This is a genomic window from Halodesulfovibrio sp., from assembly GCF_015482765.1.
Classification (GTDB): Bacteria; Desulfobacterota; Desulfovibrionia; order Desulfovibrionales; family Desulfovibrionaceae; genus Halodesulfovibrio.
The window spans coordinates 45,915-56,846 of record NZ_JADMLB010000075.1; the positions used below are offsets into that span (position 1 = coordinate 45,915).

The following is a 10,932-nucleotide window of genomic DNA, read 5'->3' on the forward strand; positions in this document are numbered from 1 at the left end:
ACTGATGGACGATACGCATAAACAGCACTCCCTTGATCTAGAGCAACTGGACGATCATCTTAATCGTGTCGTTGCAATCATCGGAGATCATATAAAACATATTTCCGATGCTCCGGTTGTCACCCGGACACCTATGGAAGACATCAGAGATTCGCTGTTTGAAGATATGCCTATGGAAGGAACCTCACCGGATGCCGTTCTGGATCAGGTTGAGAGTTCTTTTAAACCAGCATGTACTAAAATCGGTCATCCTCGATTTCTTGCATGGATTACCACCAGTCCTTCCCCAGCCGGAACACTCGGAGAGCTTCTCAGCGTCGGATTCAATCAGGCTCCTTTGCTGTATAAGGGCAGCCCGCCGGCAACTATTTTAGAAAAAGTTGTTCTAAAATGGTTTGCCGATCTCTTCGGCTATCCCGACACATGGGGTGGAACGCTTGTTTCCGGTGGAACCGTTGCCAACCTGATGGGGATGACTGTGGGGCGCCACACGCACGCTCCGGAAGTTGCAGATAAGGGCATGCATGCGCTGGAAAAACCGCTCACTGTCTATGTTTCCGATCAGGGACATATGTCCGTTTACCGTTCCGCGATGTTACTTGGTATCGGGCACAACAATGTGCGCAGTGTTCCGACGGATGATGACTGTCGTATGATTCCTGAAGAATTGCGAAGAATGGTAGAAGCAGACCGAATGGCCGGAATGCAACCCTACTGTGTTGTTGCTCAGGCAGGAGCAGTTTCAACTGGCTCAATTGATCCATTGAATGCCATTGCAGACATCTGTGAAGAAATGAACCTCTGGCTGCATGTTGATGCCTCATACGGTGGTGCGGCCATGATTTCAGAGAAACTTCGCCCGCTTCTTGACGGCATAGATCGTGCTGATTCCATCGCCGTAGATCCACATAAATGGTTTTTTATCCCACTTGAATGCGGCATCACACTTTTTAAAAATAAACAGCAGCAAAAAGATACCTTCGTAGCAAAAGCTGTGTATCTTGGTCAGGAAACAGATTGGGATTTGAAAAATACAAATTTCCAGCTTTCCAGACAAGGACGTGCTCTTAAGCTTTGGTTTGCATTCAAAACATACGGCGTAAAACGTCTGGCAGAAATTGTTGACCGCAACCACGAACATGCAAAGCTGTTCCATACGTTAACGACAGAATCCCCTAACTGGGAACCTGTTTGCGGTGTTGAACTTTCCATGGCATGCGCCCGCTACATTCCAGATAATTGTTGCTCATGGACAGAAGCCGAGCTTGACAACCTGCAAGTCGCCATTCTCGGAGAACTGGAAAAAAGCGGTCTCGGTTTTATGACACCGGCTCGTATTTGTGGAAAAGGTGTTATTCGCCTCTGTGTTGCCAACCATCGCACAACCGATGACGACATCACGCTGCTTTTCAATTTTATGACAGAGACAGGCGCAAAGCTTGCCGCACAACACGCATAGGAAGCCCTGTGGTACATTACATATCCTCAATGCCGGACGCGACATACGCTCAAACATTTCCGCGTTCAATCGTAATTCTGGGATCTACCGGCTCAATTGGAACCAGTGCCCTTAACGTTATCAAAGAACAACCGGAACAGTTTACTGTTGTAGGTCTGGCTGGAGCACGGAATATCACACTGCTCGCCCAGCAGGCTAAACAATGGCGACCTGCCTACCTTGCTGTACTGGATGAAAATGCGGCCATCGAACTCCGTGCAGCATTACCCTCAGACTATAAGCCGGAAATTCTTATCGGTGGTGATGGCTATGCTCACATGGCACAACTGCCGGAAGCATCCACTGTTCTTTCTGCTCAGGTTGGTGCAGCAGGACTCCGCGCTACCTTTGCCGCCGCAGAAGCCGGTAAAGTCATCGCCCTTGCCAATAAGGAATCTCTTGTGCTTGCAGGCGACCTTATTCGTGATGTCTGCTCACGTACCGGAGCAGTCCTGCTGCCTGTCGATTCTGAACACAATGCAATTTTCCAAGCACTTTCAGGTCATGATGATGCTGAAGTACGCAGAATTATCCTTACAGCATCAGGTGGTCCCTTCCGTGGGAAACAACGAGATTTTCTCTCTACTGTAACAAGTAAGGAAGCATTGGCACATCCAAACTGGTCTATGGGACCCAAAATCAGTATCGACTCTGCAACACTTATGAACAAAGGATTAGAGGTTATTGAAGCCTACCACTTATATGGTGTTCCACTGGACACTATTGAAGTTGTAGTGCACCCTCAATCTATTATCCATTCACTAGTGGAATATAATGACGGCTCACAAATCGCCCACATGGGCCCACCGGATATGCGGATAGCCATAGGCTACTGTATCGGCTGGCCAAAAATCATGAAAACAGGCGTTACGCCTCTTGATTTAATTTCCTGTGGTGACTTGACCTTTGAAAAACCTGATATACTATCGTTTCCGTGTCTTGAATTGGCACGCGAGGCTTTACGGGGTGAAAAAGGACTCTGTGTAGTTCTTAATGCGGCTAATGAAATAGCTGTAGACCTGTTCTTGCAGGACAAAATTGAGTTTCTCCAGATTCCGGAGCTCATTAGCAAAGCTATGAACGCACATGACATGGTCACCCCTGCTTCCATTGAAGACATTATAGCGCTGGATAATGCGACACGGAAACGCTCATCTGAATGGGCACGATCGTTATAACCGGCACTAGTTAACCCACGGAGTATCTAAGCAGTATGCTAAGCAGTGCAATCGCAATCATTCTTGTTCTGGGTGGGCTTATTTTTTTCCACGAGCTCGGACACTTTAGTGTGGCCCGTGCATTTGGTGTAGGTATCCGCACGTTCTCTCTCGGATTCGGACCTGCAATATACAAATTTAAACGTGGCAGAACAGAATACAGACTCTCCGCTGTGCCTCTTGGCGGATACGTTTCTATGGTGGGGGAAAGTCCGGATGATGACATCAACTCACCAGAAAACAGAGAATTTACCGAAGAAGACAGCTTTGTAAAACGTAAGCCATGGCAGCGTATGTGTATTGTTGCTGCCGGCCCTATTGCAAACCTGTTACTCGCCTTTTTGCTGTACTGGGCTATTTTTGCGACAAATGGTCAATTCCAGCTTCTTCCTGAAATCGGTGATGTTCGAGCAGACAGCCCTGCTGCTGTTGCCGGAATTGAGAAAGGTGACTCCGTAAAATCCATCAGCGGTACCACCATCACGTATTGGGAAGATATTCCAGCCACCATTGAAAAAAGTGGCGGCAAAGAATTACAAATCGTTGTAGCCCGTGACGGGAAACAACTCACATTTGACGTTACCCCTTCCCTGCTTACCCGAAAAAACCTTTTTGGTGAGGATGAAAAAACATACCTCATTGGTATTCAGGCAGCAGGAAAAACGGAACAGATTCAGCTCGGATTTGTGAACTCTGCATCAGCAGCACTTGAAATGACCTGGTCTAATACCGTGCTCACAGTGCAGGGCTTTGTAAAACTTATTGAGCGGGTTATTCCGGCAGACACTGTCGGTGGTCCTATTATGATTGCCCAGCTTGTCAGCCAGCAAGCAGAGGAAGGACTGTTAGCTGTTCTTGCTCTTGCGGCAATAATCAGTATCAACCTTGGTGTACTTAACCTGCTTCCAGTTCCAGTATTGGATGGTGGTCACCTTGTGATGCTTGTCTATGAAATGATCGTGGGTAAACCTGTTCCAGGTAAAGTTATGGACTACTCTATCCGCGTTGGAATTTTCTTACTGTTAACACTCATGGTATGGGCCACATTCAACGATGTCCGCAGACTCTACTAACATTACACTTGTATTTAACAGCGCTGAAGCTCGCCTGCAGATAGTCTGCGGGAAAGAAAATCAGCTGCTTTTTTCCAAAGAATTGTTTTCACCGCGTCAGGGAATGCAGGTTCTCTTACCAGCCCTTATGGAAGGACTGGAAAAAATGTCCCTTTCGCTTAAAGACGTCAGCAGAATTGCTTGCGTTCGTGGCCCGGGATCTTTCACAGGTCTAAGACTGGTATTGGCAACAGCACTCGGTCTTGCTCGTTCTCATGGCTTCCCTATGGCGGGTATTGATTACCTTCCTGCCCTTGCAATGGACACCTGTGCATGTACGGATCAGGAAGTATGGGTTGTAACCCACGCCCGCCGAGGACAAGTACACTTTCAGGCTTTCAAAGGAACGTCTGAAACAGGGCTTCCTATTGCACTGACTGAACCCGCTGCAGGAACAATTGAAGAACTGGCCGCTATGATAGCTACGCGCCGCTCAGGTTGTATATTACTGGGAACCGGAGTTCAGAAGAACCGTGATTTCTTTACCTCCGAGTTGCCCAACGCTACGTTGCTGGGCGAACGATTTTCACACCCGAAACCTGAAACGCTGTTAGAAATCGCAGAGTCACTTTCTTACTCTGATGCACCTGTTGATCCTCTCTACCTGCGTCCCTGTGATGCAGAAGAAAACCTCGACTACATTGTTTCAATGAAAGGGGTAAATCCGGATGAGGCTCGACAAAAGCTTGCCAAACTGACAAGCAGTCTTCCGGATGCATAACCAATAGACTTCTTAAAAGGCGGGATACATTCCGCCCTTTTTTTATGCTGCTTCCTCCACACTTCTTTACACGATCTTTATGCAGTTATTCTAAAGGCAACGTATTTACTGCCGATAAAGTAAGTAAGCATGAATGGTGACAACCAGTTACGTCACGTTCAACGCTTGGCATCCACTTTGCTTTATTTTTAGGGGGCTATTGCAAACAGGAAATTTTTGCCGCTTTTACAACATACACAAACGTGTATAGTATTCAGCAGGCATGTTTGCACCCTTCCCCTAGTATCTATAATAGTTTGTTAGAAGTTTATGAGGAGCACCCAATGAAAACGGCCGCACAAGCCTACTTTTCTACTCAAGTATCCACGACCTCACAGGGGCAGTTGCTGATTATGCTGTACGAAGGCTGTATCAAGTTTTTGAATCAAGCTAAAACCAGCATCGAAGAAAAAGACGTGGCAAAAAAGGGCATGCTCATCACCCGTGCAATGGATATTATCAACGAACTCGATAGTAGCCTTAATGCAGAAGCCGGTGGTGAAATTGCAAAGAACCTCCACGAACTCTACTACTTCTGCAACACACGGTTGCTTAAAGCGAACCTGACAATGGACACCACATACATTGATGAGGTCATTAAGATCATTGATGGTGTGCGTGATGCCTATGCTCAAATTATTGATACTCCGGAAGCCATTGAAGCTATGAAAAACAATGCTGCAATGCCTAGCACTCAAACAACAACACATGCTAATTCCGGTGTATTCAATCAGCAGCCTGTCCAACCCGCTGCGCAACCGGCGAAGCGAACCGGAGCAGCCATGTACCAAAAAATGGCGACCTCTGCGTAACCGAATAATTTTCTACGCCCCAAAAAAAAGACCACATCTTCATGTGGTCTTTTTTTTGACTAGGCACTTTTTTCCGCAATCAATTTAGAATGCTGCATTCTCTTCTGAGTTATTTTGTTGTTCAACAAAAGCCCACTGTCCTGTCCATTGCTGAACCGGTTTTTTCATGCTTCGAGCGATAGCAGTTGTTACAACCCACATAGGATCTGACGGCAGTCTGCTTTCTGCTTTAAACAAGAGAAAGTCTCTGGTTCTATCTTTATCCATGTAGGCAAACTGATTCATAGACCAGATTAACGCTCCAGTGCGTGTGTCATAAATATCCACAACAACGCCGAGACGAGCACCGGTTACGCTGCCGCCGTCATAAAAATCTGTTAATTTACCGGTAACTGCGAACAGTGCACCACGCTGACGTGCAAGGCGTATAGCGTATGCCGGAGTGTATGAAGTTTTCAGCTCTCGAAATTCCAGTACAGTAAACGGCGCTTCACGCAGCCATTCATGCCAGAACCCTTTCGCTACGGCTGTTCCTGTTTCAAGCGGATCACGCAGGGTTACAGTCGGTAAAAATGGGAAAAATACCGCCGTAGGAGCAGCATCAGGCTTTGTCTGTGGATACACAGAAACATTCAAGTCTCCACCACGAACCCATTCATCCCACACGATTTCGCTATCTAAGTTCATTGCTGGTGTAAAACCAGAAGGAACAGGTTTAATTTCTGTTTGAACAGCAGGGGTAGAACACCCACTCACTGTCAACAAGCCAACGCAGCACATAACCAGCATACAACAAGATACTATTTGTTTCATAACAGCCCTTACTCACAATGTCAGAAAAATGGCATTTATTTACATATTCCCTTATGGTTATGCAAAAAAAATGCCTGATGAACATTCGGAGATAATCCGACATATTCATCAGGCTTATATTCTTTTTATTTCAAGACGTTACTGAATAACATCCGTAGCAACAGGCGTTGCTTGCATTGTATTGAGCAAGTGACGCTTGGAATCCACGAGTGATTCATGCAATTCCAATCGACGCTGCACTGAAAGTCTGCGAAATTCAGCTCTTCCGGTCAATTCAATAAGCTGTCCTGTTTCAGATTGAATACGCTTAATCCGGTCTATGGGGGCGGCTTCTTCATTGGCAAACATCTCGGCCATTCGAGCCAGTTCACATAGTTCAGCGGCCAGCACTCTAATGGCTTCCGGAGAGACCTTTTCTTTGTATCTGATCCTGTCTTTAATACTGCCAAAAGCTTTAGCAAGCCATGCAAACATGCTCGCGACTCCTTATGCTACATAACTGTAACCCCTGCAGCTGTCATAATCAGTACCGAAGCTGCAAACAACAGTAAAACTGTACCTACCAGTACAACCGATTTAAATAACGACAAATTATAACCAGCACGGACGCTGTTAACATATAACAGCGGAAGATAAACGGCTGCCCCCAGAATTCCGACAACCGGAATAAGCAACCAACTCACTGCCCCGTTACTGTAGGAAACAGCCTTTACACCTGTACTGAACGGTACAGGATCACCGCCCAGCAAACGAGCTCCCAACGTGATCAAACCTCCCAAAATAACTGGAAGGAACAACAAGGAGGAGCATAGAATGATCATAACAAACGGAGCAACATCAGACCACAATAATGTGGCAGGAAGATATCCCTCATGTGGCAAAACCGTTTGCAGCATCGCGGAAATATCGATCCAGTTAGCGGCTAAAATCTGCACCCCTACGGCAGTGGCAATACACGAGATTATGCACATAAAAAGAGAGAACAGAATTGGCTGAAGTAAGGCAGGATGTGCGTTTATTCCGCGCCAGAAACGAACCGGATGCACAAACAGCCCTTTAAACGTACCTACAACACGACCAGCAAAGCCGAGTCTGTTATCTTCCCAAGGAATAATATTGACCTGAGATCCACATCCCGGTGCGAACGACTCTACACATTCAGGATCATCACCCATAGCTGCAATGGCGTCCCAAATATCAGTATCTGAAGTCTGTTCCGGTACAACATGCGCGGAGGCAGTTTCAACAGCCTGTGATTCCTGCTCTTGCTGGTATTGACGAACGGCGCCTTCTTCAGCAGCTACTGCTTCGGGAGACATATCTGTGACATCATGCGATACAACGCCCTGCTCCCGTAACGCCTGAGCAGAAGCTGACCGTTTTACAAATGTCTTTGGTTTCTCCTCAACAACAGTTTCTTGAGGATCTAATGCTGGTGTTGATAAAATTTCATTAATATCGTCAAGGTGCGACTCATCTTGACGGTCAGCAGCTGTCGCTTCTTCCTGAAGTACGTCACGAATACTGGTTTGCTTTACAGTCTGCTCAACGTCTTCCTGCTCTGCTTCTTCCGCCCGTATAAGCTGTTCAATCTCTTCCTGCATTGCGGCAACCATCTGAGACTCGATGTACTCTTCTTCAATGGTCGCATCTTCAACAACGCTATCGCCGGAGACCTTTTTTACTGACTCTACAGACTCACGATGTGTGCCCGTCTTCAAATCATCTTTTGTACTCTGTGCTGCAGACACGTCTTCAACGCTTTCAACGAGAACTTCCTCTTCGTCGTGCAAAATTCGAAATCGGAATTTCGTCTTACATCGCGGACACGTTGCAAGCTGTGCTTTAGGCGGAATAGCCTCTGCATTTATATTACGGGCAAACTGACACTCAGGACATGTGATAAGCATGAACCAACCCTCTTAAAAATAGATCGTCGTGTACTCTGCTACACAGGTACGAGACTTGAACAACACTTTTTGGGCGGCTGCAGAATTCTGCAACATGAATCTATATAATACCCTGTAATTGTAGACTGTATACTACAAAAGAAACAAGTACGAGCACCAGAATTATCACAGGCGGTAATACCCGCGTGTATGTTGTTCCGTGTGCTGTCTTTAATCCTTTCACAATAATTATAAGTTTCCAGAGTCCACCTACAAGCGGCCCGACAACTGGAATAATTGCAAGGAGGTCTGCTGTTGATGCGTAACATAACACACGGAGCGTCACGCCCAACCTGCCTTTTGCCGCTCCCGTCAATCGTAACGCGCCATGCAAGACAGCACCCGTTGTAAACAGATAGAACACTAAAATAAGTGGGCTGATGAACATAATAGAAAAAAGTTCATCAATTGATATCGGCCCCATAGTTTCAGCTGGAAACAAAGGATTGCCGAAAACGCTCTGCCACAATGTTTCAACAAGAACAGCGGCTAGGGAAATAAGAATAAAATAACTGAACGGAATAGAAAACTTTCCGCTTTTATTCATGATTTCATAAAATAATTCCGGCTTAAACAACACACCTTTCACAGTTGCTGTGATGGCAGGAAAGAATCCAAGTTCTTTAACTTCTGCCCAAGGCACATCACTAGGCATACCGTTTAATGGCTGCCCGTCTGAATAAACCATCCGCAGAGGATCTTCATCGGAAGAAGGTTTGGAATCATCATTCTTCCAAAACTCATCCTGCAGCAAGTCTTCCGGCTCAGCAGGAGTTTCCCGTCGCATGGATGGAGGATACAAATCTTCAGGACGTACAGGGCGTTTCACTTCTTCAGCAGGTTCATCAGTGAGACTCTTGTCCATCTGAGGCATCTCGCTGTGTGCAGCAGCTGTATCCGGTTCTACACTCTGTGATTCTACAGTCTCATCGGACGGGCGCAGTTTAAACTTAGTACTGCACTTAGGACAGGTAGCAACAGTTATATCAGGTGAAATGGAGTCGGGATTAACTTTTTTTGAATACCCGCACTCTGGACAACGGATTTCCATATTCTATCCTTGTATTGTTACGTACCCTCAAACGAAAAACGTGCTGGAGTACTACTAAAAATCAAAAGGGTGTGACCTGCATCAAAGCAATATACAAAATCCTACGTTAGGGAAAGAGAACCTTGCAGACCATAAAAAGTAATGAAAAATTTACTGCAACTACAGGCAAAACCCTGCTCCATAACGTCTGGTGAACAGATTTAAGGCTGTATGCCAGAAAAATGGACATGTATAATGCAGCGGTTATAGTGCCTGAATACGGGAAAACACTTAGATAAAGACAGGGTACAGCATAGCATACACAAAGCATTGTTGCAGCATAAGATGCATTTTTCCCCTTTGCGAGCCATAGCAGCAAATGAAGAAACGTTGTCAAAAAAACGATTCCCAGCGCATAAAAAGGTACAAGTACAACCTGCTGCTGCATAGCTGCCAGCGGAGTCTGCCAAAGAGAAAAAGCAAAAATTACACTATACGGTGCAAAATAATTTGCTCCCAATGTTCCGACAAGGTTCCCAAGCCCGATTCGAACAAACGGAATACTCGTTAAAACAAGGACAGCAAAAAAAAGAGCACGTAAAGGAACACGAGTTATTTGCTGTGTTGCAAAAAACTGTGAGGGGTTTACATACGCATCCAGTATTGTAACTAACATAAATCTATTGAGTATTTTGTAATAAAGACGTGGCACGACATGTGCTGGTGCATATTGGATTTATGCGGTATAGAAGTTTTATATCAATACTAATTACTACTAGCAAACAGAATCCTTCTTTTAGAATAGAGTCGATTACGCGACTTTCTTTCGCACATTCTTCCCAATACCGTGATCTGTTGTTGAATGCAAAGATTGCCTTTCCTACTTTAGCGGTTCTAAATTACACGAAAAAGTTTGATTCTACTTGAGAGTTAGGAAATTCTTTGCCCTGTGCGAGGTAGTTTGGTAAGGAAAAGCTGCGTTGTACGTAAGCTAGACAAACGTGCATCAGCTAAATTTTATATACGTTGTTTACAGGGGAATCCTTTCCCTTTTTTGTTTTTTCTTTTGGGGCTCCTCCTGAGCCTCACATCGGGTCAGACGGCTTTACGCCTTTTCATATTATAAGGAGTCACAATGATAGGCATCTCAAAACTTTACTGTGGTCAGGTTGAACCTTCCGACGCGCTGCGCTACGGCAGGGACTCTGGCAAACTTCCTTCCCACCTGCTGCAGTTTTCAAAAGATAAAAAGCCTGTTGTCGTATGGAATATGACCCAGCGCTGTAACCTTAAATGTGTTCACTGTTACGCTCATGCTATCGACCCTGATAAGCATAAAGACCTCATCAGCACAGAAAAAGGTAAAGAGATCATTGATGACCTCGCGCAGTACGGCGCACCTGTTATGCTTTTCTCCGGTGGCGAGCCACTCGTTCGCAAAGACCTTGTAGAACTTGCTAAGCATGCAACCGATAAAGGTATGCGCGCTGTTATCTCTACTAACGGTACACTTATCACCAAAGAAAAAGCACGCGAACTTAAAGAAGTCGGCCTTTCCTACGTTGGTATCTCACTTGACGGTATGGAAGAGGTTCACAACAAGTTCCGCGGTGTTCCAAACGCATTCAAAAAAGCTCTTGAAGGTATTGAGAACTGTAAAGCAGAAGGCCTGAAAGTTGGTCTTCGTCTCACTATCAACAAACAGAATGCACCTGAAATCCCGAAAGTTTTCCAGCTTCTT

Annotated in this window: 10 protein-coding genes; 6 read left to right on the plus strand and 4 right to left on the minus strand. The window is 45.6% G+C overall.

From position 1 onward, the window contains the following. Positions 1–4: 4 nt before the first annotated feature. The 5 genes from QZY95_RS15020 to fliS all read left to right on the plus strand — a co-directional run bounded on the left by QZY95_RS15020 (position 5) and on the right by fliS (position 5,399). Entirely contained in the window at positions 5–1,459 is a 1,455-nt protein-coding gene (locus QZY95_RS15020; protein WP_290925002.1) for a pyridoxal-dependent decarboxylase, read from the plus strand. Between the two features lie 8 nt (positions 1,460–1,467). Further along, the gene (gene dxr / locus QZY95_RS15025) at positions 1,468–2,676 is read left to right on the plus strand and encodes a 1-deoxy-D-xylulose-5-phosphate reductoisomerase (RefSeq protein WP_290925004.1); all 1,209 of its coding nucleotides are present in this window, start codon (positions 1,468–1,470) and stop codon (positions 2,674–2,676) included. A 35-nt stretch (positions 2,677–2,711) separates the two neighbouring features. Beyond that, on the plus strand, positions 2,712–3,788 hold the full coding sequence (rseP, locus tag QZY95_RS15030; protein ID WP_290925006.1) for an RIP metalloprotease RseP: 1,077 nt from the start codon (positions 2,712–2,714) through the stop codon (positions 3,786–3,788). Beyond that, positions 3,769–4,548 carry a tRNA (adenosine(37)-N6)-threonylcarbamoyltransferase complex dimerization subunit type 1 TsaB gene (gene tsaB, locus QZY95_RS15035; RefSeq protein ID WP_290925008.1) on the plus strand — a complete coding sequence of 260 codons (780 nt, stop codon included), beginning with the start codon at positions 3,769–3,771 and terminating at the stop codon, positions 4,546–4,548. Before rseP ends, tsaB begins: the two co-directional genes overlap by 20 nt. A gap of 323 nt (positions 4,549–4,871) precedes the next feature. Next, positions 4,872–5,399, plus strand: coding sequence for a flagellar export chaperone FliS (fliS, locus tag QZY95_RS15040; RefSeq protein ID WP_290925010.1), 528 nt, complete (start codon positions 4,872–4,874; stop codon positions 5,397–5,399). 84 nt (positions 5,400–5,483) lie between these two features. Here the strand turns inward: fliS and QZY95_RS15045 are convergent, their stop codons facing one another. The 4 genes from QZY95_RS15045 to QZY95_RS15060 form a co-directional block, all read right to left on the minus strand. Beyond that, positions 5,484–6,212, minus strand: coding sequence for a hypothetical protein (locus QZY95_RS15045; RefSeq protein ID WP_290925012.1), 729 nt, complete (start codon positions 6,210–6,212; stop codon positions 5,484–5,486). A gap of 138 nt (positions 6,213–6,350) precedes the next feature. Then, positions 6,351–6,686: a hypothetical protein gene (locus tag QZY95_RS15050; RefSeq protein WP_290925014.1), complete on the minus strand. Its 336-nt coding sequence runs from the start codon at positions 6,684–6,686 to the stop codon at positions 6,351–6,353. Positions 6,687–6,703: 17 nt separating this feature from the next. Further along, positions 6,704–8,122: a zinc-ribbon domain-containing protein gene (locus QZY95_RS15055; protein WP_290925015.1), complete on the minus strand. Its 1,419-nt coding sequence runs from the start codon at positions 8,120–8,122 to the stop codon at positions 6,704–6,706. A gap of 100 nt (positions 8,123–8,222) precedes the next feature. Beyond that, positions 8,223–9,212, minus strand: a complete 990-nt coding sequence (locus QZY95_RS15060; protein ID WP_290925017.1) for a YIP1 family protein — start codon at positions 9,210–9,212, stop codon at positions 8,223–8,225. 1,114 nt (positions 9,213–10,326) lie between these two features. On the opposite strand from QZY95_RS15060, the gene QZY95_RS15065 reads away from it, so the two are divergent. Then, the coding region (locus tag QZY95_RS15065) for a radical SAM protein (protein ID WP_290925019.1) at positions 10,327–10,932 on the plus strand (606 nt) is incomplete at its 3' end.

Bases quoted from the DNA above. Each gene is read 5' to 3' on its own strand.
- QZY95_RS15020 (WP_290925002.1), top strand. From the start codon at position 5: ATGGACGATACGCATAAACAGCACTCCCTTGATCTAGAGCAACTGGAC.
- rseP (WP_290925006.1), top strand. From the start codon at position 2,712: ATGCTAAGCAGTGCAATCGCAATCATTCTTGTTCTGGGTGGGCTTATT.
- tsaB (WP_290925008.1), top strand. From the start codon at position 3,769: ATGTCCGCAGACTCTACTAACATTACACTTGTATTTAACAGCGCTGAA.
- fliS (WP_290925010.1), top strand. From the start codon at position 4,872: ATGAAAACGGCCGCACAAGCCTACTTTTCTACTCAAGTATCCACGACC.
- QZY95_RS15045 (WP_290925012.1), bottom strand. From the start codon at position 6,212: ATGAAACAAATAGTATCTTGTTGTATGCTGGTTATGTGCTGCGTTGGC.
- QZY95_RS15050 (WP_290925014.1), bottom strand. From the start codon at position 6,686: ATGTTTGCATGGCTTGCTAAAGCTTTTGGCAGTATTAAAGACAGGATC.
- QZY95_RS15055 (WP_290925015.1), bottom strand. From the start codon at position 8,122: ATGCTTATCACATGTCCTGAGTGTCAGTTTGCCCGTAATATAAATGCA.
- QZY95_RS15060 (WP_290925017.1), bottom strand. From the start codon at position 9,212: ATGGAAATCCGTTGTCCAGAGTGCGGGTATTCAAAAAAAGTTAATCCC.